The organism is Acinetobacter sp. 40AMC3-4 (assembly GCF_049898185.1).
In the GTDB taxonomy this organism is placed as follows: domain Bacteria; phylum Pseudomonadota; class Gammaproteobacteria; order Pseudomonadales; family Moraxellaceae; genus Acinetobacter.
Window position 1 is genome coordinate 155,044 of record NZ_JAFCXG010000004.1, and the last position, 25,333, is coordinate 180,376.

General features: G+C 43.7%; 27 protein-coding genes. 22 read left to right on the top strand and 5 right to left on the bottom strand.

The genetic code is table 11. From position 1 onward, the window contains the following. The first annotated feature begins 176 nt into the window (after positions 1-176). From ACP7BU_RS06910 to rdgB, 8 genes are all read left to right on the top strand, one after another. Positions 177-2,432: a TonB-dependent receptor domain-containing protein gene (locus ACP7BU_RS06910; protein ID WP_425879142.1), complete on the top strand. Its 2,256-nt coding sequence runs from the start codon at positions 177-179 to the stop codon at positions 2,430-2,432. Between the two features lie 314 nt (positions 2,433-2,746). Continuing rightward, positions 2,747-5,107, top strand: coding sequence for a TonB-dependent receptor (locus ACP7BU_RS06915; RefSeq protein WP_425879140.1), 2,361 nt, complete (start codon positions 2,747-2,749; stop codon positions 5,105-5,107). A 71-nt stretch (positions 5,108-5,178) separates the two neighbouring features. Then, positions 5,179-5,862 (top strand): Fe2+-dependent dioxygenase, encoded by a 684-nt coding sequence (locus ACP7BU_RS06920; protein WP_224216997.1) that lies wholly within the window; start codon positions 5,179-5,181, stop codon positions 5,860-5,862. A gap of 427 nt (positions 5,863-6,289) precedes the next feature. Beyond that, positions 6,290-7,987 (top strand): 2-isopropylmalate synthase, encoded by a 1,698-nt coding sequence (gene leuA / locus ACP7BU_RS06925; RefSeq protein WP_004278413.1) that lies wholly within the window; start codon positions 6,290-6,292, stop codon positions 7,985-7,987. Positions 7,988-8,099: 112 nt separating this feature from the next. Next, positions 8,100-9,260 carry a homoserine O-succinyltransferase MetX gene (metX, locus tag ACP7BU_RS06930; RefSeq protein ID WP_213686424.1) on the top strand — a complete coding sequence of 387 codons (1,161 nt, stop codon included), beginning with the start codon at positions 8,100-8,102 and terminating at the stop codon, positions 9,258-9,260. Beyond that, entirely contained in the window at positions 9,260-9,853 is a 594-nt protein-coding gene (gene metW / locus ACP7BU_RS06935; RefSeq protein WP_004278415.1) for a methionine biosynthesis protein MetW, read from the top strand. Before metX ends, metW begins: the two co-directional genes overlap by 1 nt. Continuing rightward, on the top strand, positions 9,850-10,440 hold the full coding sequence (locus ACP7BU_RS06940) for a tetratricopeptide repeat protein (protein WP_004647420.1): 591 nt from the start codon (positions 9,850-9,852) through the stop codon (positions 10,438-10,440). The genes metW and ACP7BU_RS06940 overlap by 4 nt, the downstream gene beginning before the upstream one ends. 104 nt (positions 10,441-10,544) lie before the next feature. Then, a complete protein-coding gene (gene rdgB, locus ACP7BU_RS06945) occupies positions 10,545-11,171 on the top strand; it encodes an RdgB/HAM1 family non-canonical purine NTP pyrophosphatase (protein ID WP_005245951.1) in 627 nt (208 codons plus the stop codon). Between the two features lie 115 nt (positions 11,172-11,286). On the opposite strand, the gene ACP7BU_RS06950 is transcribed toward rdgB, so the two are convergent. After that, positions 11,287-12,168 carry a permease gene (locus tag ACP7BU_RS06950; RefSeq protein WP_312326619.1) on the bottom strand — a complete coding sequence of 294 codons (882 nt, stop codon included), beginning with the start codon at positions 12,166-12,168 and terminating at the stop codon, positions 11,287-11,289. A gap of 186 nt (positions 12,169-12,354) precedes the next feature. Between ACP7BU_RS06950 and tatA the strand changes: the two genes are divergently transcribed. The 4 genes from tatA to ACP7BU_RS06970 all read left to right on the top strand — a co-directional run bounded on the left by tatA (position 12,355) and on the right by ACP7BU_RS06970 (position 16,227). After that, complete coding sequence (gene tatA / locus ACP7BU_RS06955; protein WP_005245949.1) at positions 12,355-12,573, top strand: Sec-independent protein translocase subunit TatA; 219 nt, start codon at positions 12,355-12,357, stop codon at positions 12,571-12,573. A gap of 9 nt (positions 12,574-12,582) precedes the next feature. After that, positions 12,583-13,005 (top strand): Sec-independent protein translocase protein TatB, encoded by a 423-nt coding sequence (tatB, locus tag ACP7BU_RS06960; RefSeq protein WP_425879136.1) that lies wholly within the window; start codon positions 12,583-12,585, stop codon positions 13,003-13,005. Beyond that, complete coding sequence (tatC, locus tag ACP7BU_RS06965; protein WP_071852257.1) at positions 13,002-13,778, top strand: twin-arginine translocase subunit TatC; 777 nt, start codon at positions 13,002-13,004, stop codon at positions 13,776-13,778. Before tatB ends, tatC begins: the two co-directional genes overlap by 4 nt. A gap of 196 nt (positions 13,779-13,974) precedes the next feature. Then, a complete protein-coding gene (locus tag ACP7BU_RS06970; protein ID WP_425879133.1) occupies positions 13,975-16,227 on the top strand; it encodes a PhoX family protein in 2,253 nt (750 codons plus the stop codon). 56 nt (positions 16,228-16,283) lie between these two features. On the opposite strand, the gene ACP7BU_RS06975 is transcribed toward ACP7BU_RS06970, so the two are convergent. After that, the gene (locus ACP7BU_RS06975; protein ID WP_224216923.1) at positions 16,284-17,063 is read right to left on the bottom strand and encodes an NRDE family protein; all 780 of its coding nucleotides are present in this window, start codon (positions 17,061-17,063) and stop codon (positions 16,284-16,286) included. Between the two features lie 93 nt (positions 17,064-17,156). Between ACP7BU_RS06975 and lgt the strand changes: the two genes are divergently transcribed. The 3 genes from lgt to ACP7BU_RS06990 all read left to right on the top strand — a co-directional run bounded on the left by lgt (position 17,157) and on the right by ACP7BU_RS06990 (position 18,830). Then, entirely contained in the window at positions 17,157-17,966 is an 810-nt protein-coding gene (lgt, locus tag ACP7BU_RS06980) for a prolipoprotein diacylglyceryl transferase (protein ID WP_005107931.1), read from the top strand. A 92-nt stretch (positions 17,967-18,058) separates the two neighbouring features. Then, positions 18,059-18,451: a hypothetical protein gene (locus ACP7BU_RS06985; RefSeq protein WP_425879131.1), complete on the top strand. Its 393-nt coding sequence runs from the start codon at positions 18,059-18,061 to the stop codon at positions 18,449-18,451. Beyond that, a complete protein-coding gene (locus ACP7BU_RS06990; protein WP_425879129.1) occupies positions 18,444-18,830 on the top strand; it encodes a hypothetical protein in 387 nt (128 codons plus the stop codon). Before ACP7BU_RS06985 ends, ACP7BU_RS06990 begins: the two co-directional genes overlap by 8 nt. Before the next feature lie 18 nt (positions 18,831-18,848). Here the strand turns inward: ACP7BU_RS06990 and ACP7BU_RS06995 are convergent, their stop codons facing one another. Then, a complete protein-coding gene (locus tag ACP7BU_RS06995; RefSeq protein WP_005107935.1) occupies positions 18,849-19,364 on the bottom strand; it encodes a hypothetical protein in 516 nt (171 codons plus the stop codon). A 399-nt stretch (positions 19,365-19,763) separates the two neighbouring features. Between ACP7BU_RS06995 and ACP7BU_RS07000 the strand changes: the two genes are divergently transcribed. From ACP7BU_RS07000 to msrA, 7 genes are all read left to right on the top strand, one after another. After that, positions 19,764-19,889 (top strand): lipocalin family protein, encoded by a 126-nt coding sequence (locus ACP7BU_RS07000; RefSeq protein WP_005245940.1) that lies wholly within the window; start codon positions 19,764-19,766, stop codon positions 19,887-19,889. Between the two features lie 3 nt (positions 19,890-19,892). Beyond that, positions 19,893-20,093: a lipocalin family protein gene (locus tag ACP7BU_RS07005; RefSeq protein ID WP_425879127.1), complete on the top strand. Its 201-nt coding sequence runs from the start codon at positions 19,893-19,895 to the stop codon at positions 20,091-20,093. Positions 20,094-20,398: 305 nt separating this feature from the next. Then, complete coding sequence (gene thyA / locus ACP7BU_RS07010) at positions 20,399-21,241, top strand: thymidylate synthase (protein WP_004278429.1); 843 nt, start codon at positions 20,399-20,401, stop codon at positions 21,239-21,241. A 199-nt stretch (positions 21,242-21,440) separates the two neighbouring features. After that, complete coding sequence (locus ACP7BU_RS07015; protein WP_425879125.1) at positions 21,441-21,953, top strand: dihydrofolate reductase; 513 nt, start codon at positions 21,441-21,443, stop codon at positions 21,951-21,953. Between the two features lie 23 nt (positions 21,954-21,976). Next, positions 21,977-23,026, top strand: a complete 1,050-nt coding sequence (locus ACP7BU_RS07020) for a DUF4105 domain-containing protein (RefSeq protein ID WP_425879123.1) — start codon at positions 21,977-21,979, stop codon at positions 23,024-23,026. A gap of 102 nt (positions 23,027-23,128) precedes the next feature. Beyond that, the gene (locus ACP7BU_RS07025) at positions 23,129-23,590 is read left to right on the top strand and encodes an META domain-containing protein (RefSeq protein WP_005245935.1); all 462 of its coding nucleotides are present in this window, start codon (positions 23,129-23,131) and stop codon (positions 23,588-23,590) included. A 110-nt stretch (positions 23,591-23,700) separates the two neighbouring features. Beyond that, positions 23,701-24,225, top strand: a complete 525-nt coding sequence (gene msrA, locus ACP7BU_RS07030; RefSeq protein ID WP_425879121.1) for a peptide-methionine (S)-S-oxide reductase MsrA — start codon at positions 23,701-23,703, stop codon at positions 24,223-24,225. Between the two features lie 64 nt (positions 24,226-24,289). On the opposite strand, the gene ACP7BU_RS07035 is transcribed toward msrA, so the two are convergent. After that, positions 24,290-24,694: an ExbD/TolR family protein gene (locus ACP7BU_RS07035; RefSeq protein WP_004278434.1), complete on the bottom strand. Its 405-nt coding sequence runs from the start codon at positions 24,692-24,694 to the stop codon at positions 24,290-24,292. Continuing rightward, positions 24,694-25,317: a MotA/TolQ/ExbB proton channel family protein gene (locus ACP7BU_RS07040; RefSeq protein ID WP_005250649.1), complete on the bottom strand. Its 624-nt coding sequence runs from the start codon at positions 25,315-25,317 to the stop codon at positions 24,694-24,696. The genes ACP7BU_RS07035 and ACP7BU_RS07040 overlap by 1 nt, the downstream gene beginning before the upstream one ends. Positions 25,318-25,333 lie beyond the last annotated feature (16 nt).

Here is a 25,333-nt window from a genome sequence, read left to right on the forward strand (position 1 = left end):
GTTCCAGTTTTTAAGCCCTTTTTTTATTTGAATTGCCATCTTTCCAGATGCCCAGTCAACCCAATTTAAATGGAGAAAATGTATATTTTTATTGCAAATGATAAATACTATCATTAATATCCAGTTTCTTATTTGAGCAACAATACTAATTTATTCTTCGGTTCGGGAATTTGGTCATGCATAGTTTTAGTCTTCGTCCACTTACATTGGCAATTCTTGGGGTTACAGCAACATCTGCTTTCGCAGAGACTGTGAACGAGACAGCGACTCCTACAACAACACATCAAATGTCTACGATTGTGGTTTCAGCGGCGGGTTTTGAACAAGATATAAAAAATGCGCCTGCCTCTATTAGTGTAGTAACTGCAGAAGACTTAAAGAAAAAAGGTATTACCAGTATTGCAGATGCGCTCAGTGAAGTACCAGGTGTCGACGTACGAAATGGCCAAGGCAAAACTGGTGGTTTAAATATCCAAATGCGTGGTCTGAATCAATCTTACACTCTTATTTTGATCGATGGTCAGCGTCAGAATACTTCTGGTTCAGTTGGTCCAAATGGTTTTGGTGAATTTAGTACAAGCTTTATGCCACCATTAGCTTCTATTGAACGTATTGAAGTCATTCGTGGGCCTATGTCTACCCTTTATGGTTCTGATGCCATGGGCGGTATCATTAACATTATTACCAAGAAAGTTGCATCAGAATGGAATGGTAACGTTTCTGTTGAACAGAATATTCAAGAAAATTCTGATATTGGTAATAACTGGAAAACCAGTGCAGTTGTTAATGGTCCAGTGATTCAAGATAAACTTGGTATACAAGTACGTGGCGAGTTTTTCCACCGCGATCAATCAGATCGACTTGTTACACCCGCAAAAACTATTGATGAAGGCAGCCAAGGTCGTGACCCTCGTACAGTAGAAGCAAATAATTATGCTGTGGGTACAAAACTTACGCTAAATGTAAATGATAACGTCTCTACTTGGGTAGACTTTGATCATGCTAAACAACGTTTTGATAATAGTGATGCCCGTTTAGGTGAACTTTACGAATTCAACCGCACGACAGGTTTACCATCAGGGATTGGTTCATATAAAGACGAGATCAAATTCTTAAGAGATCGTATTTCTGCAGGTGTAGATGCTGAGCTTAGTTTTGGTCAATGGAAAACATTTGCAAGCTATGTTTCTTCTGAACAGGAAGGCCGTCGTCTTCCAAAAGGAAATGTACCTGAATACAATTATTATTCAGATGGTACACAAGATCGTATTTTAGAAAATAAAGACCTAACCGTTGATTCTCGTATTATTTCAACACTTGGCAACCATAAACTTACAGCTGGTATTGAATATAAAGATGGTGAAACCATCGATAACTCAGCAGGTAATGGAGTTGCTTTTGAACAGGATTCTTGGTCTGTGTTCGCTGAGGATGAATGGAATCTAACGGATTCTCTTGCATTCACTTTCGGTGGTCGCTACGAAGACCATAGTGCTTTTGGTGGTCACTTTACACCTCGCGCATACTTAGTTTGGAACACCAATGATCAGTTGATTTTAAAAGGTGGTATAAGTACTGGCTATAAAGTTCCAACAGCGAATGACCTTCATAATGGAATCAATGGTTTTAGCTCACAAGGCCGAAACGTGACTTTGGGCAACCCAGATCTTAAGCCTGAAGAAACCACAAACTATGAACTTGGTTTCGTTTACGACAACTTGTCTAATTTCTCTTTAGCTACCACTGCGTTCTTTACTCAGTTTAAAGATATTATCATCAGTGATGCACGCGTCGTTGAAAACTGTTTATGGGCAGGTCGCCCAACAGGACAAGCACCTGCAAACAACTGCATGACTGTAGGCAGTTTTGATAATCAGCAAAACTTTAGCTTTAAAGGCAATGCAGGCGAAGCTGAAAGCTACGGTGTGGAACTTAGTGCTAAATATGAAATTTCTCCAAGCTTTGATGTAAAAGCAAACTATACTTGGTTAGAGTCTGAAATTACCGAAGGTGAAAATAAAGGTAATCCTATTGAAAATACACCTCGTCACGCTTTGAACTTCACAGGAACTTGGTATGTGAATGATAAGTTCACTACCTGGTTAGAAGCTGAATATAAATCTGACCGTGTACGTTTCATAGATCCTGATTTAAGCGATGTCAATGTAAGTCGTGAAATTGATGCTGTCGGCAATAAGTTAAAAGCCTATGAGCTATTTAATTTAGGTGCATCTTATAAAGTCAACAATCAAGTTACTGTTTCAGGTCGTGTGAATAACTTATTGAACAAAGACTTTGGCGACTATAAGTCATTTATTAATAGTGATAACGAAGTTGAAAATGCTTTCCTATATACTAAAACGACGAGTGGTTTAGCGGGTACTTATATTCCAGACCGTAACTACTGGCTATCTGTTTCATATGACTTCTAATATTTAAGTGAAAGTTATTTAAAACCCTGCCCTGGCAGGGTTTTTTATTATCGCTAGATTAGTACTCCACGAAAAATCCCTAATTTATGTCCCTTTATAGACATCATTATTCTCAATAAAAATTTAATAATCAGATTAATTTTTCAATATTTATTAAAATCAAAAACTTAAGTAGATATTGTTATATCATTACATTTAAAAACTCATTTAATATTTTCTTAAAGATCATGAATTCCCATGATAAAAAGATAAAAATAAAAACAAGAATCATTATTATTCGCATACATTTTTAGCATTCATTTATTAGGTTTAACATGACCTTCATTAAAACACGTAAAAAAATCGTTTCTTCTGCAATTGTTTCATCTTTATCAATGGTAGCTGCATCTGCGATGGCAGAAGAACAGGTGATCCAGTTAGAGACTATTCATCAAGAAGTCAAAGCTGAAAAAGCACCCAGCTTAAAAGTAGATCAATCTGCGAATAGCAAATTTGTTGCGCCTTTACTCGACACCCCCAAGTCAGTTTCAGTGATTTCAAAACAGCTGATTGCCGATACACAAGTGACGACTTTAGCTGATGCACTGCGTACAGTTCCGGGGATTACCTTGGGTGCAGGTGAAGGTGGTAATCCGAATGGTGACCGTCCATTTATTCGTGGTTATAACTCAGAAAGTTCGATGTATGTAGACGGCGTTCGTAATGCCACCTCACAAAACCGTGAAATGTTTGCGGTAGAACAAGTTGAAGTGACCAAAGGTTCTGCTTCTGCCATGGGCGGTGCAGGCACCACTGGCGGTAGCATTAACATGATTTCTAAAGTCGCTAAAGCAGGCGATTTTCTAGAAGGTTCGGTCGCTGGCGGCACAGATAATTATCAACGTATTACTTTAGATGGTAACAAAGACTTTGGTAATGGTATTGCGGCACGTGTGGCAGTCATGGGGCATCAAAATGAAAAAGCCGGCCAGAAAGACGGTGCAGAATATAAACGTGCCGGTATTGCACCGAGTATTAGCTTTGGTCTGGACACCCCTACTCGCGCGACTCTCAGTTATTACTACTTAAAATCGGACGATACGCCTGACTCAGGTATCCCGTATAACAACCCATTTGCTGCTCCAAGAACTGCAACAGCAACTGACTATCGTCCATTAAATGGAAATGGCAAGCCAATTGACGTTAAACAAGGTCAATATTACGGCTGGAAAGATCGTGATTTCCAAAAACAAGAAAATCAGATCGGAACCATCAAATTAGAACATGACTTAACTGACAATCTAACCATTAGCAATACAGCTGTGTATGGCAACTCTAAGAATGATTACCTTTGGACCAATCCAGATGACTCTCAGGGTAACTTTTACAACAAAGCAGGTTTTACAAGTGAATTAACAGGAAATGTTTGGGCACGTGCCAACTCACGTGTAGCAGATACTGATGCTTTTACCGACCAACTTGCTTTAACCGGTAAATTTAATACCGGTATGCTTAAACATAGTTTTAATCTAGGTGCCGAATATTCAGATCAGGAAACTGATCGTACGCAATATATTATTAATGGCCTAAATGCGACAGGTAGCGCGTATGCTGCTTGCGGTGATGTCACCAATATTGCATCAGGTTGGTGTACTTCTGTACAGAACCCTAACCGTGCTCCATGGACAGGTATGTTAAGTACCAATGGTGCTGACCGTTACAATATCGAGAGCAAATCAAAGTCTGTTTATTTTCTGGATAGTATTGAATTCACCCCTCAGTGGCTTTTAGATTTGGGCGTTCGTTGGGATGACTACTCAACTGAGCAAACCATGACTTATGGTGCACGAAATAATGCAGTTACTGGTGCAAACAATACACCGATTACAGCAAGTGCTGGCGATCAAGTTACGATTAAAAATGATAAAGACTTTATCAACTATCAAGCCGGTCTTACTTTTAAACCAGTTGAAAATGGCAGTATCTATGCAAGTTATGCGACTTCGTCTAATCCAGTCGGTGTAGATGGTGGCGATGGTTCTGAAGGGATTACAGCTGCAATAAATAATCTTAAACCTGAAGAAGTCCGGACCATGGAGTTAGGAACTAAATGGGATGTCTTGAATGATAAGCTCAACCTGACTGCAGCTATTTTCCGCACGGAAAAAACCAATACTCGTGCGACCGGAGATGATGGCACCACAAGTAATATTGGTGAAACTCGTGTCGATGGTATTGAGCTAGGCGTAAACGGTAATATCACGGATAAATGGGCTGTATCTGCGGGTTATACTTATTTAGACAGTGAAATGATTGATGGTGGATTTGTAAATACTGCCGCTACAGGTCAACCTGCTGTATATGCGCCAAATCCTAGCAATGGGAACCAAGTTCAAAACGTCGCGAAAAACAGTGCAACCCTTTGGACTACTTATGCAGTAACTCCTGCTTTAACCCTAGGTGCTGGTGCCGTCGCAATGGATAAAGTCTATGGTAATGCTACTAATACCAAGTTTGTACCAGGCTATGTTCGCTATGATGCCATGGCACGTTATAACGTGAATAAAAACGTTGATTTGCAATTAAACCTTAATAACCTGTCTGATGAACGCTATTTCACAAAAGCCTATTCATCTCATTATGCGACCGAAGCAGAAGGCCGTAGTGCAGTGTTAGCAGTCAACTTTAAATATTAATTCAATGCAACCGCATAGTCTCCTGATGGGGGCTATGCTATTTTTAAAAGACGATTATTCAGGGGTTTCTCGTGCTGCATCATATTCCAAATGTACTGAGCAAAGAACAGGTGCAATATTTCCGTGAGGAGATGAATAAGATTGAGTGGGTCAATGGCAAGGTTACCGCGGGTACGCTCTCTGCGACGGTGAAACAGAATCAGCAATTACCTGAAGATCATCCCCTGACCCAGCATTTAAGTACGATCATTCTTGAATCGCTGGGACAGCATGCTCTGTTTTTATCGGCGGCGATTCCACTGGATATTATTCCCCCGCTTTTTAACCGCTATGAAAATAATGAATCTTTCGGCTTTCATGTCGACAATTCGATTCGTCGTATTCGCGGCAGCAATGAACGCCTCAGAACGGATTTATCCTGTACGGTTTTTTTAAGTGAGCCGGACGAATATGTCGGTGGTGAACTGGTAGTCGAAGACACTTACGGTTATCACGAAGTAAAATTGCCTGCCGGCGATATGATTTTGTATCCATCGACCAGCTTGCATGAAGTCACGCCAATCACTGCCGGTTGTCGAATTGCTTCATTTTTTTGGGTACAAAGCATGATCCGTGATGATGCAGAGCGGCATATGCTGTTTAATCTGGATCAGAGTATTCAAAACTTGAGAATGCAGCTGGGTGATCAGCATGCAGAAGTTATGAAACTGACCAACCTGTATCATAATTTAATGCGTAAATGGGCTGAACTTTAAAAGAGGCTCTGTCTTCAATGATCTTTAAGAACAACTGGATCTATTGTTTATCAAAATATATTGCTTTATGGCACTATTGAACGTAATAAATAACGAATTATGTCCAAATCGAGAAAATATAAAATACGATATTTAAAATAAGTGAAAATATTTTTCACTCCTTAAAGTTTATAAGAAAATCTTTATTACCATACGACTAAAATCCATAAAAATAGCAAAAACTTTTCGGGATAAGTGGATTAAACTTTAAATTATAAGTAAGGCATTTAGTGCATTTGGTGAAGCTAAACCACCAATATTTAGACCATATTTCAGGTTTGAACCAGACTGTCACTAAAACCCAATGAATAGACAAAATCTATGCCGCTGACCCACGCACCGCTTTAACCAAGATTACGGTACCCAAGTTAGCATAAGGAGCTCTCTCATGATGTTGGCTGATCCAAGTAAAAAATACCGTCGCATGTATCAACGTGTGGACTTACCAGACCGTCAATGGCCGAACAACGAAATCAATAAAGCGCCAATCTGGATGAGTACCGACCTGCGTGACGGTAACCAAGCGATCTTTGAGCCAATGAACATGGAGCAGAAATTCAAGATGTTCCAGATGTTGGTGAAAATCGGTTTCAAACATATTGAAATCGGCTTCCCGTCAGCATCGCAAATTGACTTCGATTTCACCCGTAAATTGATTGAAGAAGGTCATATTCCGGATGACGTTTATATCGAGGTCTTGGTTCAGGCACGTGATCATTTGATTCAACGTACCTTTGAATCTTTACAAGGTGCGAAACGTGCCATTGTACATATCTATAATTCTAACTCGCCGACATTCCGCAACAAAGTCTTGAATGTTGATGTTGAAGGTGCAAAACAGTTAGCGATCAATGCTGCACAGAAAGTAAAAGAATATGCCGCAAAACAGCCGGAAACTGAATTCGTATTTCAGTACAGCCCGGAATGTTTTACTGCAACCGAATTAGAAGTCGCGAAAGATGTCTGCGATGCCGTCACTGAAATCTGGGAAGCATCTCCAGAGAATAAAGTGATCTTAAACTTACCTGCAACGGTAGAAGTTTCAGGTCCACACATCTATGCCGATCAAATCGAATGGATGCACCGTAACATTCAGCGTCGTGATGGCGTGATCATTTCAGTTCACTGCCACAACGACCGCGGCTGTGGTATTGCCGCTTCAGAATTGGCAATTATGGCTGGTGCTGACCGGGTCGAAGGTTGTGTATTTGGTAATGGCGAACGTACCGGTAACGTCGACGTGGCTGCGATTGCCTTGAACATGTATACCCAAGGTGTAGCACCAAACTTGGACTTCTCCAACATCAATGAAATCATTGCGACTGTGGAAGAATGTACCGGTTTACCTGTGCACCCGCGTCATCCATATGCCGGTGATTTGGTGTTTACTGCATTCTCGGGTTCGCATCAGGATGCGATCAAAAAAGGTTTCGAGTTCCAGAAAAACGAAGAAATCTGGGATATGCCGTACTTGCCAATCGACCCGAAAGATTTGGGCCGTGACTATGATGCCGTGATCCGTGTTAACTCACAATCAGGTAAAGGTGGTATTGCCTACTTATTAGAATCTAACTACAACGTGATCTTGCCGCGTCGTTTACAAATTGAATTTTCTCAAATTGTACAAAAGCGTACCGATGAGCAAGGCACTGAAATCAGTGCGACTGAAATCTGGAAGTTGTTCAAAGAAACCTATGTGGATGCTAAAAACGTTCACTATTCTGCGAAAAACTACAAATTGTCGGATGATAACGGCAATCAGGTGATTGAGCTGGATCTTGAAATTGATGGCCAGTCACGCCGTGTTCGCGGTGAAGGCAACGGTCCAATTTCTGCGATTTTGGATGCACTTCAGTTACCGATTGATGTCGTAAACTATGAAGAGCGCAGCATCAGTTCTGGTGCACATGCTAAAGCCTTGGCCTTGATCGAACTTCAGGTGAAAGGTACCGGTAAATCTGCCTTTGGTGCCGGGGTACATGACAACATCGTGACCTCTTCCATTGAAGCAATTATTGCCTCGACCAACCGCCTGATTGATCAGGGTGTATTAAGCACTGATCAGGTGATTGCTGCTGCGGTCTAAACGGCTGTATTAGAATTAGCAATAATTCATAGCACTAAAATGACTTTAGAAGGATACCGGCAAATGGTATCCTTTTATTATTCATACTAAAGATTTAAGGCGAATCCTCCCCGTGTCTTTTCCAGCTGACTCAGTGGGCATTGTTGTCCCACAAAAGTTCCAATTTGAAGAGCCGTTAGAGCTTGAATGCGGTCGCATCCTCCCACGTTTTGAACTGATGGTTGAAACTTATGGCGAACTCAATGCCGATAAGTCCAATGCCATTCTGATTTGTCATGCCCTTTCCGGTCATCACCATGCTGCTGGCTATCATCATGAAGATGATAAAAAAGCCGGTTGGTGGGATTCATGCATTGGTCCCGGCAAAGCCATTGATACTTCAAAATTCTTTGTGGTTTCACTGAATAATATTGGTGGCTGTAATGGCTCTACCGGCCCAACCTCACCCAATCCTGAAAATGATAACCGCCCGTATGGTCCAGATTTCCCACTGGTTACGGTCCGTGACTGGGTCAAAACCCAAGCCCTGCTCTCTGACCGTTTAGGGATTGATATCTGGGATGCCATCATTGGCGGTTCACTAGGTGGCATGCAGGCATTGCAATGGTCAGTGGATTATCCAAACCGTTTAAGAAAATGCGTGATTATTGCCAGCGCTCCGAAACTTTCTGCACAGAATATTGCCTTTAACGAAGTAGCACGTCAGTCGATTTTGTCAGACCCAGATTTCCATAATGGCCGTTATCTGGAAAATGACAGCTATCCCAAACGTGGCCTGATTCTGGCACGTATGGTGGGCCATATTACTTACCTGTCCGAAGAAGCCATGAAGCAGAAGTTTGGCCGCGATTTGAAATCAGGCAAATTTATGTATGGTTTCGATGTTGAATTTCAGGTCGAAAGCTATTTGCGTTATCAGGGTGAACAGTTCAGCCGTAACTTCGATGCCAATACCTATCTGATCATGACCAAGGCACTGGATTACTTTGATCCGTCGCGTGAATATGAACAGTCGCTCAAAAAAGCCATGGCCAATACCCAGTGCAAATTCTTGGTGGTGTCATTCACGACTGACTGGCGTTTTACCCCTGCCCGCTCACAGGAAATCGTGGATGCCTTGATCAGCAATCACAAACCTGTGAGCTATCTGGATATTGATGCCGAACAGGGTCATGACTCTTTCCTGTTCCCAATTCCGCTCTATGTAAAATCTTTGCGTGCATTCCTGGGTGGTGAAGAACACCTGAAAGCAACACCAAAGGAGGCCGTATAATGCGTATCGATCAACAACTCGCTGAAAAGTGGATTAAGCCCGGTTCTAGCGTACTCGACCTTGGTTGTGGCGATGGTGAACTGCTGGCACAAATGAGCAAAAAGCACGATATTCGTGCATATGGATTAGAAATTGATCAGGAAAAGATTGCAATTGCAGTCAGTCGCGGGTTAAATATCATCCAGCAAGACTTAAACCTTGGTTTAAGCCGTTTTGCCGACCAGTCTTTTGACAATGTGGTCATGGCACAAGCTTTGCAAGCTGTAGATGCACCTGACGTATTATTGCGTGATATGGTGCGTGTAGGGAAACAGGCCATTATTACCTTTCCGAACTTTGCGCACTGGAAGACCCGGTCTTTCTTGGCAATCAAAGGGAGAATGCCGGTTTCTGAAGCCTTGCCGTATATGTGGTATAACACCCCGAATATCCACTTATGTACATTTCGTGATTTTGAAGCACTTTGTGCGGAAAATAACATCAAAATTATTAATCGACTCGCTGTGAACGGGAATCAAGAAGATAGTTTGCTGAGCAAGCATCTCCCTAATCTATTTGGTGAAGTCGCAATTTATCGAGTGAGCGCGCTATGAAAAAATTATTATTAAGTACGACGCTACTGGCGGGACTTTTTGGCATGCAAGCCCATGCAGATTATGTTGCACCTAGTCCATCTGTTGCCAGTCAAGCGGCTCAGTATTCCATCATGGATATCAATAGTCTGACCAAAGCAGCGAAAGCTGGTCAGGCCGGTGCACAGTTTTATTTGGCCACCAAATACCAGTATGGTAAAGATATTCAAAAAGATGAACGACAGGCCTTTGCCTGGTATAAAGCTGCTGCAGATCAAGGTCTGGCAGTTGCACAGCTGAATGTAGGCCGTATGCTGGCCGATGGCATTGGCACCAGAAAAGATGAAGCGCTGGCACGTCAGTATTTTGAAAAAGCGGCTAGCCGTGGCGATAACCGTGCCAGCTTTAACCTGGCAATGATGGAAGAGAAAAAGAAAAACTATATGGGCGCTTACCAGTGGTATGAACTTTCTACCCGTGATGGCATGCTCGACAATAAGGTGATTACGCTGTCGGAAGGCAGAAAAACTGCCTTGGCGGCGAATTTAACCCAAGAGCAGATCCGTCAGGCGCGTGATCGTGCCGACAGATGGATTCAGGCACAATAAGCTGAATGGTATAAATAGCACCTTCGGGTGCTTTTTTATTGCCGCAAATTCTTCATCCATTGCTAAAATAGCGCCCATTCTTTATCTAATAATGAGTTTTTGACATGGCTGCAACTGACTGGTTATCCCAAGGCACACTGGTATTGGCAAGTAATAACAAAGGTAAAATTGCCGAGTTTGAAAAACTGTTTGCCGAGCTACAACTGCCGGTTGAAGTCGTGGCCCAGGGCAAGTTGAATATCGAAGATGCGATCGAAGATGGTCTAAGCTTTGTAGAAAATGCGATTATTAAGGCTCGCCATGCTTCTAAAATTTCCGGAAAACCTGCTATTGCAGATGATTCAGGCATTTGTGTGCCAGTTCTTGGCGGCGCTCCCGGCATTTACTCGGCTCGTTATTCCGGTGAGCATGGCAACGATGCCGCCAATAATGAAAAACTGCTGGCCGATCTCAAACCCTTACGCCAAGATGGTGAAGTGATTGAGGGCATGTTTGTTTGCGTACTGGCACTGGTTCAACATGCCGAAGATCCCTTACCGCAAGTCTTTCAGGGTATCTGGCACGGGGAAATTCTGGAAGCTGCGCGTGGTGAAAATGGTTTTGGCTATGACCCGTTGTTCTGGTTACCGGAACTGGGGATTTCCAGTGCAGAAATGAGCAAGGAAGAAAAGAATAAAATCAGTCATCGTGGGCAAGCGATGCAGCTGTTTAAGAAGAGTTTGGAGAAGTAAGTTTCTCCTCTCATTACCCCCTCTCCCTTTGGGAGAGGGCTGGGGTGAGGGATTTTTAAAATACACCTCTCCCCTTGCGAAACAGCGTTTCTCATCTCCTAAAAGTAGAGGGAATCTATAGCGTAGGCATCAACGCATGCACGATTACCCCATATAAGGCAATCAAGATCGCGCTGGCCAAAGTTCCCGAAGCAATATATTTGGCGGAATGGCCTGTTCCCTGATAATGGGTTTCCAGTGCCACAATATTGGCTGCAGGCGGCAATAAAAAGAACATCAGCAGTACCGCATAGGTCAGCGTCTGCTGCGGAATAGGTAAATAATAATAGGCGGCAACACATAGCAAAACCGCAAACAGCCCTCTATAAAAAATCAGTTGCAGACTACGCATTAAATCGAAGCGGCTGATCCGCACATTGCTCAGCCACATTCCCAGCACACACATGCCGCTAAAAGTGACCAGTACTTTATTGGCCTGATACAGTATCTCTATCCCAGGCACTTGCTGCCAATGACTCAAATCCCAAAATGATAATAAAGCTGCTACAGACAGTGCCACCACAGGTGGTGAGAGCAGCACATTCTTTAAAATATAGCCGCTATCTTGTCTGGCTTCACTGACTGCCATCACCGCACAGACATTGCCAAACAAGGAACCACCGATGTACAGGGCAACTACGGTACTGGTCGCTTGCGGGCCAAAAACTGCCAGTGCAAAAGGAATTCCCAGCCATGCCCCATTTAAATAGCTCAGGCATAAGGCACGCAGTTTATTTTTCAGGGTGAAATAAAACAAGGCAAAGAATACGCAGGAACAGAAAAAGCTGAAGGCAATCAGCCACAAACTGCCCTCTTGGTAAAACACCATATTGTAAATAATCAGTACCGGAATCAGGACCCGTGCCAATAAAGCTGCCAAGAGAGGGCGAACCGGTTTTAAATATTGCACACCCCAATAACCGATCAGAAAAGACAGGAGGGGAAGAATCAAGGCCATGACAATGCTGCTGAGATTTCCATATCAGGCTGTATGCTAGCACAGCATACTTTTCATTGAATTATGAATTTTTTTATATGAGTGATTCATTCCCCTGCTGCCGTGTCGGCAAACTGTCATCAAAGCGTCACCGCGCTGTCATACAAGCCTGCTGAGATAGGTACATAAAATATAGAGGATAAAATAATGGCAGGATTATCAATTTGGCATGTGCTGATTTTTGCAATTGTGGTGATTTTATTGTTCGGTACATCAAAACTTAAAAATCTGGGTAAAGACGTCGGCGGCGCGATTAAAGACTTTAAAAAATCAGTCAAAGATGAAGAGGCTGAACAAGCTCAGCTTGCAGAGCCGCGCACCATTGATGCCCAGGTCAAAACGCCTGAACATTCGGTTAAAAGTTAAGAGTTCGCTATGCTCAATATTGGAATGACCGAGCTGCTGATTTTCGGAATTATTGCACTTTTGGTTCTTGGGCCAGATAAGCTTCCGGAAGCAGTACGTTTTGTCGGAACATGGTACGGCAAGATCAAGCGTATGGTGAGCAATGTTCAGAATGATCTTGATCGTGAATTGCGCCTGTCTGAGCTACGTGAACAGATGCAGGCTGAAATGCAACGGATTCAGGAACTGGAAGCCAAGATGCAGGCACAAATGACAGATTTGCAGCAGCCGATTGCAGCGGATCAATTAAAAATAAAACCTCTGTCTGCTCAGTCTTTGCTCAGCTATCAACCGGTGATACAGCCTGTATCCCCCGTGTATTTACCCAAGCCTACAGCAATTCAAACCGTGATTTCAGAACAACGCTATACAAAAATGAAGGTGGCCGTATGACATCCTTACCGACCACACCCGCCTCAAATGATTCTGCAGCGCTGAATCTTGAACAGATGCCGATTACCCAGCATTTGATCATCTTAAGAAAGCATCTGTTTAAAGTGGTTGCTGTCCTGATTGGCCTGTTTTTCTGCTTATTACCCTTTGCTAATCAGACTTATCAATGGTTGTCTGAACCGTTGCGTGCACAGCTACCTGCCAGTTCAACCATGATTGCCACGGATGTCACTGCAACCTTCATGGCACCTTTTAAGCTGAACTTCTTTGTCGCGCTGATGATCGCGATGCCGTTCATCCTGTATCAGCTCTGGACCTTTATTAAGCCTGCGCTGTATGCCAAGGAAAAGAGCCTGGCCTTGCCGCTTCTGATCGGCAGTATCGTACTTTTTTATACCGGCATCAGCTTTGCCTACTTTGTGGCATTGCCCTCGATTCTGCATTTTTTTATCAGTGTTTCGCCTGAAACTGTAGCCCCGATGACCGACATCAACAGTTATCTTAGCTTCTGTTTAAAGCTGTTTCTGGTCTTTGGTTTTACTTTTGAGATTCCCATTATTACCCTGGTTCTGATCTTGATTGGCGCAGTTTCGACCCAGACTCTGGTAGAGAAACGGCGCTTTATTATTGTGGGTTGCTTCTTTGTAGCAATGTTTGTGACGCCCCCGGATGCCCTGTCAATGATCATGCTGGCTGTCCCGATGTGGCTGCTGTTTGAACTGGGTTTGCTGGCAGGGAAACTGATTGAAAAACGTCGTTTAAAGACCGAATAATAATAACCAGCCAAAACAACAAAAATATCGACTTACTCAGGCAGCTCTGGCTGTCTTTTTGTTTCCAATTTTCAATAAAATACTGATTTATTTAATTTTAATGCAACATTTCCTTAAGATTACTGTCATATCCCAAGCTTAAGGTATTGAAAACTTCTACACCACCAAGCACTTATTTTTTAATTGGGACTTTAAAATGAAAAATGAAGACATGATACCTTGCCAGGATCTGGTTGAAGACAGTAACAACTCAAACAACACGCACTTCCAAACGATTCTGGATCAATATACTAGCCGCCGCAGCTTTATTGCGAAAACTACAAGTGGGGCAATGGCATTAGCATTTGCAGCAACAGTAAGTGGTTGTTCAGATGATGATAATGATTCTGGTACACCTGACAGTAATCCAACTACACCGCCAGATACCACTAGCCCAGATCAACATGCCTGGAGTGATCTAAAAGCACGTCCGAATAAATTAGTCTTTGAACCGGTTCGCAAGAATACCCAAAACTTCTTCAGTGTTCCTGAAGGTTATGAGCTTAAAGTATTGTATGCAGTAGGCGATCCAATCAACCCTGCTTATCCAGAAAAGACCGATGCAACCTTAGCTTCTGGTGCTTCTTACCAGTTCCGTTCAGGCGATAACCATGATGGTATGAGCTTCTTCGGTATGCATCCAATCAATAAAAATTATGCTGCCAAAGAATCAACACAAGGTTTACTTGTTCTAAACCACGAATACCTACAACAATCTCAGCTCCATACACCAGAAGGTACAATTACCATCGATGGTGTACGTCCAGAAGATCAGGTACTCCGTGAAGTGAATGCGCATGGTGTTTCTGTTATTGAGATCAGCAAAGATGCAAATACACAAGACGTTAAAATCAACTTAAATTCTAATTTTAACCGTCGTATCACTGCAGCAACCGAGATGGAAATTAATGGGCCAGCGCGTGGTTCTGACTTAGTCAAAACTATTTTCTCACCAGATGGGACGTTAACTCGCGGTACCTTTGCCAATTGTGGTAATGGTTATACGCCATGGGGAACTTACTTAACGGCTGAAGAAAACTGGAGTGGTTATTTCGCTCGTCAAGCCAATGACACCCGCGCTATTGCAAAAGAAGAAATTTCATTATCACGTTATGGTCGTGGTGGTACTGATGCCCGTTCATCTCAATACCGCTGGAATACTCCTGTTGCTGAATTAACCGGTGATAAAGGACTTTATGATCGTTGGGATATTTCAGTTAAAGGCACAAATGCTTTAGCAGATTATCGTAATGTCATGAATACCTGTGGCTTCATTGTAGAGATTGATCCATTTAGCGCGACTACACGTCCAGTTAAACGTACTGCACTGGGTCGTTTTGCACACGAGGACTGCCGATGTAGTAACCCTATTCCGGGTCAGCCATTAGCTTTCTATATGGGTGATGACGCGACCGGCGAATATATCTATAAATTTGTTTCTGAAGCCGTCTGGGATCCAAAAGACGTCAATGGTGGTTATACCGCTGGTGATAAATACATGGATAAAGGGACATTATATGTCGCTAAATTCAATGATGACGGTACAGGTGAATGGGTAGAACTGACTCATGGCAAAAATGGTTTAACTACTGCTAATGAAATCTATCCATTTGCAGGCCAGGATGACATCGTCATCAATGCCCGTCTTGCTGCTGACCATGTTGGTGCGACCAAAATGGACCGTCCAGAATGGGTTGCCGTGAATCCCGAAAATGGTGAAGTGTATGTAACCTTAACCAACAACAGCAACCGTGGTCGTGCATATGAAACTGATGCTGCCAACCCACGTAGCTACATCGACTTTAAAGGTTCAAGCGCCAGCAATTCAGGCAATATGAATGGTCATATCATTCGTTTCAGTGAAGCTAAAAATACAGTTACAGCGACAAGTTTTGCTTGGGATATTTTCCTGTTCGGTGCAGAAGCACGTGCTGCTTCTAACATCAACCTGTCAGGTCTGGATGATTTAAATGACTTCTCCAGCCCGGACGGCATGTGGTTCGATCCGCGCGGTATTCTGTGGATTCAGACGGATGATGGTCAGTACACCGATGAAACCAACTGCATGATGCTGGCAGCACTTCCGGGTACTGTGGGTGATGGTGCTAAAGCGCTTGCAGCCAGCACCAAAGCAGAAGGACAGGAAACCTTTGTTGGTGCCAAACTCAGCAATGATCGTGTTCGTCGCTTTTTGACTGGTCCATCGGGTTGTGAAATTACCGGCGTGACTATTACCCCGGACTATAAAGCGATCTTTGTCAACGTTCAGCATCCAGGGGGTGCATGGCCAGCCAACCAAAGCGAGCGTTATAGCCGTTTAGGCAAAGTACCTCGCTCTGCAACTGTGGTCATTACCCGTAAAGATGGCGGCGCCATTGCGGGTGAGGCTTTGGAACAAGCAAGCGTATAAAAAAAGCTGTTATTCAAAAATGCCGACGTCAAGTCGGCATTTTTTATATCCGGTGATTATTTCAGGCTAATTATTTTCTCAATAGTTTGACCTGCGGTCGCACCTTGTTGTGACTTCTCGATCCAGTGCCATCGTCCCTGCTGCATTCTCAAAAAATTGGAGCATCGGGTGCCATAGGCCGGACTCTGAATAAAAGTCGAAGACAGCAGCTGTTCCATTTCCACGGAGATGCCGGTATCTGGCAGAAGTTCAGGAATCACCTTACGTTCATCTTCCAGAATATCCCAGACTGCATGACACAAATCTGCTTCTGCGATCTCCTGGTGTTGCAGCATCGGTAAAAATTCCTGGGTAAAGCGTTTACGTAAATGTCGGGTCTTGTACCAGTCTTCGCTCATTAGGCCATTCGAAACCACATAGACGCCATGCGCCAGTACTTGCGGTGCTTCACCGCGATTGCTCATATACACCGCCTGATCTTGATCCCCCACAAACAGGTTAAAGCCGGCATAGTCACACTGGCGTTGTTCCAGATCTTGCGCAAAACGAATCGGCGTTAAGTCAGAATCTAAAAAGTTCTGGATGATATGTCCACGTGAAGTCGGATAATGCCCTTTGTCCTGTCCATCACGAAAATTAGTAATCACCGCCCAGCGACCAGAAGCCGTAATACCCATCCAGGTACCGCCCGACTGTAAATCTTGCCCGGCAATTATCGGACTATTCTCCCATTCATGCAGCCCCTGCGTAGGACGCTGATAGAACTCATCCCGATTCGAAATCAGACATAATGGGCTCTGATCCAGAACCTTCCAAGCCAATGCCACGATACACATAATTTACGCTCTCGATCTTTACACATTGAATGTACAACATTTTTCTTTGCTTTAAGCTAAAATCTGTGCAAAACAGAATCACAAGGAACAGGAATGCTCACCTATCCCAATATTGATCCCGTTGCGATTTCGCTCGGGCCCTTACAAGTCCACTGGTATGGACTGATGTACTTACTGGCATTTTTATTTGCCTGGGGATTGGCGACGTTTCGCGCCAAACAACGTGGCTGGACACCGGATATGGTGTCTGACCTGATTTTCTTCGGCGCTCTCGGTGTGATCATCGGTGGCCGTGTCGGTTATGTCTTCTTCTACGGTTTTTCCCAGTTCCTGGCCGATCCTTTATGGCTGTTCCAGATCTGGACCGGTGGCATGAGTTTCCACGGCGGTTTCCTCGGGGTCATTCTGGCCATGTTATGGTGGTGCAAGAAATATAAGATGACCTGGTTCCAGACTCTGGATTTTATCGCACCCTGCGTACCAACAGGGTTGATGTTTGGCAGGATTGGTAACTTTATTGGCGGCGAACTGTATGGCCGTCAGGTGACCGACCCAAACTTTGCCTGGGGCATGATTTTCCCGACCGACCCGCTGCAACTGGTACGTCACCCATCACAACTGTATCAGGCACTGTGTGAAGGCCTGATCCTGTTTATTGTACTGTGGTGGTTCAGTTCCAAGCCGCGTCCACGTATGGCTGTTTCGGCCCTGTTCCTGATCGGTTATGGTCTGGCACGTTTTGTGGTTGAATTCTTCCGTGAGCCGGATAATGGCCAGCTGTTTATTGGCTGGATGAGCAAAGGACAATTCCTGAGCCTGCCAATGATCCTGATTGGCTTGTGGATGATGTGGTATGCCTACCAGAAGAAAATATATGACTGGGGTCCACAAAAAAATAGCTGAGAAAATCGCGTAATTTAGCGAGGCAACGACCTCGCTTTTTTATACTCAAAATATGCTAAAGTGCCGATTATCTCTTCTATTCTTTCATCATTATGCTTGAGTTCTGGTTTAATCCGCAGGTGTCTGTTCTCAAAAAACTGTTGATCTTTATTGTGATTGCTGTGATGGCTGCCGTGTTGTACTGGATGCAACCACTGCCCTTAGATTCGATTTTGATGTTTGTCGGGACCGGCATCATTTTTCTGATCTGTCGTTACTGCAAAATCCACTTTGCCAGCAAAAACCCGAGCGGTTTTTTATATAGATTACTGACTTGGATTCCAATTGCGCTATTAATTGCTTTAGTTTTTATGAATATGCAACAGGGTGAAATCCTGATTCCGGGTGCACAGGGCATTGCCTTTATGGCTCTGGCGATTTGCCTGTTTTCACCATTGTCGCTGCTCAATCAGAACAAATCAGATGCAGGTTCACCCCATGCTTGAGTTCTGGTATTCGGAACGCTGTAGCCGTCAAATCAAACTCATCGCCATCATCGCGACCTGTATTTTGATTTATACAGCATCAACTGTAGCCCAGTTAGATCCAGTATTTGTTGGGGTGAGTTTAGTGATTGGAATTGTCATGCATTTACTGCACCATTTCCGTCTGAAAATTTCGAAATCCAATCCCTATGCAAATGGCTTTAGCGCCTTGAGCCAGGTGATTCCCATCATTGCTTTAATTACCCTGTTTGGCTATTTGCCCGAACAGCAACAGCAATGGGGCAAATTTGCTTTGGGTCTGCAATGTCTTGGCTTTGCCGCGATTGGATTATTTATTGTTTCAATCTATGAAAGCCGTGCGAAGCGTTTTGAGGACTGATCACTTCGCAGTGTTTTCTTAGAAGTAAGTTTCCAGACGATAGTAACTATAAGTCACGTTTTTATTGCGATAAACCGCATGATCTCGCTGTTTAAAATCCGATACCCAGGCACTACCTGAATAAGCCGCGATATGTCCATATTTATGTCCCTGAGTACGGTCAATAATATAGATATCGCCTTTTTTCGGCCGATCAAAAGAAGCATTAATTTTCTTATAACCCAGCTGCATCAGGGTACTTCCCCAATCTGCTGCTGCGACCGGATGATTCACAATTTTCGCACCAGAGGATTGCAGACCGACACGAATACTGCGCGCACATTTCTGTGTACTGGTATTTCGGGTAATGCCTTGCAGATAACTGGTAAATTTCTCGATATTGATACGATGGCCATTGCTTACGCCTGAAGCGTTACGGACAGTGGCTTTTTGGGATGACTTTTTAGGTCTTTGCTCCGATTGGGAACGCACCATGATATTCGCTTGGACAGGAGCATATACTTCGCTCATGTTTACTTGATGATCATAGATCATGCCTTACCAACCGCTCCTCGCCTGTAATTTAGGCTTTCATATTGTTAACAAGCCGAGAATACTAGTCGTTTAAATGTTATCTTTCACATTAAAAATGTAAATAAATTTGTCTATTTTTCCGGCATTCAAATTAAGCGGTTCTTTCTCATACAGTTACAAAACCCATCATCTTTGCAAAAAAAATGTAAAGCAAAGCCAATTCCAATGCCTTGCAAAGCTTTTTCAGCCTGAAATACGCAAAATGAGTCCTTATCTTTTTCTACTCAAACGTGTGGATTTAATCTGTAGCTCGGCCATTTTCAGATAACATTTCACCACATGATTACATCATTTTGAGCTTTACCGCCTGTATTACACTGATGCGGCATTTTTAAACCTTGAACTAAACGGAGAAGAAAAATGAGTCAGACTTTAAGTACCGTTTCAAATTTTAATTTAGAACAATATTTAAGTACCTGGTATGACATTGCACACTTGCCGATGAAGCGCCAACCTGAAGACAGCACCGATATTTCTGCGGTATAGAGCTTGAATGAAAATGGCAAGGTGGATGAAGCCATTGCTGAAGCGATCATTGTCGATGCAGAACATCCCAAGCTTGAAATCAGATTTTTACCTGAAGGCTTGCATGGGATCCCGTTTACCAAGGGCGATTATTGGGTCTTAAAAATCGATCCGGATTATCAGACGGCACTCGTGGGCGAGCCGAATAAAGAATATTTATGGTGATTACATCGCGACACCAGTCTGGACGAAGCGACTCAACGCGAATATTTAAGTTATGCAGCACCCTTAGGTTATGATCTGTCTGATCTGATTCATACCGTCCATACGGGCCGTAAAACCGCTTAAACTGCAATCAAAAGACCTCTATCAGGAGGTCTTTTTTATTCTCAATTTGGGCGATGAAAGCTCATCAAAAAATGCTATGATGTGCGCAATTTAAATTGTCCCTTTCGACAGAAAATTGATTATAAAATAATCCGTTCTGCTGTTAAAACGGCAATTTTCAACAGATTCAAATAGAGAGAACTATGCGCCAATATCTTGACCTTTTACAACATATCCTCGACAACGGCGGCGATAAAGGCGACCGTACCGGTACAGGTACACGTTCGGTATTTGGTCATCAGATGCGCTTTGATCTTTCCCAAGGTTTTCCTTTACTCACCACCAAAAAAGTTCATTTCCGTTCTATCGTGATTGAACTGTTGTGGTTCCTGAAAGGTGATACCAATGTTCAGTATTTAAAAGACAATAAAGTCTCGATTTGGGACGAATGGGCGACCGCAGAACAGACTGCGCGTTTTGGCCGTCCTGAAGGCGAACTTGGTCCAGTTTACGGCCATCAATGGCGTAATTTTGGGGCCAGCAAAAATGCAGACAATAGCTATAACCAGGATGGTTTTGACCAGATCAAATGGTTGATCAATGAAATTAAAACCAATCCAAACTCGCGCCGTCTGATTGTATCGGGCTGGAACCCGAATGAAGCAGGTCAGGTCGCATTACCCCCTTGCCATACCCTGTTCCAGTTCTTTGTACACAATGGAAAATTGTCTTGTCAGTTGTATCAGCGCAGTGCTGATGTATTTTTGGGTGTGCCATTTAATATTGCCAGCTATGCCTTGTTGACGCATATGATCGCGCAAGTCTGTGATCTGGAGGTTGGTGACTTTGTCTGGACTGGTGGCGATACCCACTTGTACAGCAACCATTTTGAACAGGCACAATTACAGCTCAGCCGTGAGCCACTCGGCCTTTGTCAATTAAAACTAAATCCCGAGATTAAAGACCTGTTCGATTTCAAATTTGAAGATATCGAAATTGTCGGTTATGAATCTCATCCAGGAATTAAAGCCCCTGTCGCTGTTTAATTTTCTTTATTATAAAATTCCCTCTCCTCCTCGGAGAGGGCTAGGGAGAGGCCTTTTACCACGCGTGAATCGCCAACTCCTTTCAAAATATATTCCCGGCCCTAAAGCGTGAAGGCAATCAAGATAAATTGTGAACCTCTCCTTCGTACCAGTAAAAAATTACACGAAGGGCTTTGGGTTTGATGAGAAGGATCAATACATGTCATTTCAAGATTTAGAAGTTGTACACGTCGTCGCCATGGATCAGCAGCGTTGTATCGGCAAGGGCAATGACCTACCTTGGCATATCTCTGCCGACCTGAAACACTTCAAGGAAATCACCCAAGGCGGTGTGGTGGTGATGGGTCGCAAGACACTAGAGTCGATGGGACGTACTCTACCTAAACGGGTGAACTGGGTCATTACTCGTGATCCAAACTGGGCATTTGCAGGCACCAAAGTTGCTTATAGCATTGAAGATGCGTTGAGTCAGGCCGTGACAGATGTGAAGGCTTCAGAAAAGCCTGAAACCATTTTCATCATTGGTGGCGGTGAAATCTTTAAACAGACCATGGAGATCACAGACCGTCTAGAACTGACGCATGTCGAACTGGATGTACAGGGCGATGCCTATTATCCAGCGATTCCAGCAGAATTTAAAAAAGTCGCTGCCGAGCAACATATCGACGACAAAACCGGCATTGCTTTTGAGTTCGCAACCTACAGAAAATAAAACCTATTTCTCATGAAAAAGTGATGATGCAGGGACGCGAATATATTTCCAGGCACTGGAGTCTGTGGCTGCTGGGCAGTCTGTTTACTTTATCCGTCATTCTGTCGAGTTTGTGGCTCAGCCTGATGCTTTGGGTTCATCAACCCCTCGGAAAAATCGGCAGCTTGATGCTGATTGGACTCTGGCTGACCTTTGCACTGGTCGTTCTCGGGATTTATTTCACCCGGCATCTGATCTCCCGCCAAGTCGATAGCGTTCTTTATCTTCTGGCCTTTTTATTCTGTCTGCTGGGATATTTCAGTCTGGAAGCGCGTCAGGATCGAGAGTGGAATCCTGAGGTTTCCCAGCTTCTGCATTATGAGCAGCAAGGCGATCAGGTTACCTTACACAATATCCGCAACTTTGACTGGCAGGCCGATGGTCGCTATATCGAACGCTGGGAAAGCCGCAGTTTTGATCTGAATCAGATTACTGGCGTGAACATCATTACTTCCTACTGGATGGGGCCTAAAATTGCCCATACCCTGGTCAGCTTCGATTTTGCCAATCAAAAGCCACTCACCTTCTCGATTGAAATCCGCAAGGAAAAGAATGAAGAGTTTTCAGCGATTGGTGGCTTTTTCCGAAAATATGAACTGAGTCTGGTCGCATCGGATGAAAAGGATATTGTCTATACCCGTAGCAATGTCCGTGGTGAACAGGTCTATTTTTTCCCAGTCAAAATGCCGCAAGCTCAGGCTAAAGCTTTATTTAAAGAATATCTGCGTCAGGCCGATGAACTGGCCCAAGAGCCAAAATGGTACAATACCCTGACCAGTAATTGCACCACGCTGGTCTTTGATATGGTTCAGGCGGTATCGCAACAACAGCTACCCTCAGATTACCGGCTGCTGGCCTCCGGCTATTTACCAAATTATCTCTATGATCTCAAAGTACTGGAACAGTCTTGGGATATGCACACCTGGTATCAACGCGCGCATGTCAATCCACGGGTAGAACAGACCGCTAATCTCTCCAGTCAGGACTATTCAAGACTCATGCGACAAGGTCTACCGAAACCAGACATGCGATAACTGTGTAGCAAATCCACTTCAATAAAGATACAAAATCAACTGGAACCTTGATCATTTTTTTGTTTATATACAAATAGCTAGTCAATGATCAGAGTATCTCTCATGCTAAAAAAATTAACTGCAATCGCGATTTTAGGCTCGGTTTTAACGGTCATGGGCTGCGAAACTGTGCCTAATACAGCCACGACACAAACCGCGAATCATTTACAACTTTTGCAAAATCGTACCTGGATTGCGACCCAGATTGGTAATACTGAAATCAAGACTGCGCCAACCGCACGCAATGTTCCAAGTCTGCAATTTGATGCCAGTACCCAGCGCGTTTCAGGTTCAGATAGCTGTAACCGGATTATGGGCAGTTACACAGCAGCGAAAGACACGCTGACCCTGAGCCAAATGGCCACTACCCGTATGGCTTGCATGAACAACGATCAGCTTGATCAGAAATTTAATGAAGCTTTAGCCAAAGTGACGCATTATCAAGTATTTGGTAAAACCTTAAAATTACTGGATCGCCATGGGAATCTCTTGATCCAGCTAGAAAGTGCTGTTCAGCCGCGTTAATACTTCCCTACAAAAAGCCTGTATGGACAGGCTTTTTTATCTTTCATACTGATGAGCTTGAATTTAACCATCAGCCCGATTGAGTTATTTAATTGAATGAGGAATCAACCATGCAACAGGCACTTTTCGGTGGGGGATGCTTTTGGTGTACTGAAGCCGTATTTTTACAGATCCAGGGGGTTCAGCAGGTCATCAGTGGCTATGCAGGTGGGCACACAACTCAGCCAAACTATGATGATGTCTGTGGTGGCAATACCGGCCATGCCGAAGTCATTCTGATCGATTTCGATGAAAACCAGATTAACTATACCCAGTTGCTTGATGTATTTTTTGCGACCCATGATCCGACCACGCTAAACCGTCAGGGCAATGATGTCGGCACCCAGTATCGTTCTGTAATTTATTATCTGAATGATGAACAGCAGCAACAGGCGCAGCAGGCGATGGATGCCCTGAAAGCCGATGGCATCAATGTGGTAACTGAACTGAGCCCTGCCCCGACTTTCTATCCGGCGGAAGACTATCATCAAAACTTCTTTGCCAAGAATCCGACCCAGGGCTATTGCAATTTTGCCATTCCGCCAAAATTGAACAAATTACGCAGCAAATTTACCACCTTATTAAAAACCCATTAAGTTTCATGAAAAATGGGCATAAAAAAAGCGACTGCAATCAGTCACTTTTTTTATTATCTGAATCTTAGTTATCGGTTGCAAAGGCAATATCGCTGAGTCCGGCTCCACTCGCACGCGACATGACTTGCGCCACCGAGTCATAACGTGATTCTTTATCCGCTTTCAACACAATGGTCGGCTGACGTTCAGCTTGGCCCGCTTCATTAAAACGGGTTTCGAGCTGTTCCAGCGTCAATACATCACCATTCCAGGCAATGTCACCTTCGGCATTGATGCTAATCGTGACATTTTCAGGCGGCAGATCGATAATCTCCGCAGTCGTTTGTGGCAAGGTTAATGGAATTGATGGGTTCGCAACGGTCGCTGTCACCAGAAAGATGATCATCAATACCAACATAATGTCGATGAGGGGAATGAGGTTCATCTCATTCATGCCTACATCGTTGTCTTCACCCAGTTGAAAAGCCATTAAGCTTGACCTCCCACGAAACTCTGTTGTGTTACTTTTTCATCAGACTTTTTTGCAGCAGATTCCTGTTGCAGCATGGTATCAATCAACAGACCGTGTGCCTGATCCTGTAATTCATGAGCCAAGCCACGATTAGCACGTACACAGATGTTATAAGCCAGTACCGCAGGAATTGCGACTGCCAGACCTAAGCCCGTCATAATCAAGGCTTCACCGACTGGAGTTGCTACTTGTGCCAGACCAGCCTGACCACTTTTACCAACAGCAACCAGCGCATGGAAGATGCCCCATACCGTACCGAACAAACCGACAAATGGAGAGATCGATGCGATGGTACCCAAAACTGATACACCTTTTTCGGCATTGGCTTTTTCTGCTGAAATCTGGCGTAACAGCGCCTGTTCTGCCACTGCCTTACGCTGTTCAAAGCCCAAAGGAGCCAGTTTGGTTTTCAGTTGTTCCAATGCCTTAGATAACTGAGCATAGGCAATCTGTTTCAGTTGGCGAGTGCCCATCAAACGCAGCACAAATATGGTCCATGTCGCAATCGACATTGCCAATAACACGAAATACAGTGTTTTACTGACTGCATCAGCGTGTTGCCAATAAACTGAAAAGTTCATATTCGAACTCCTAATG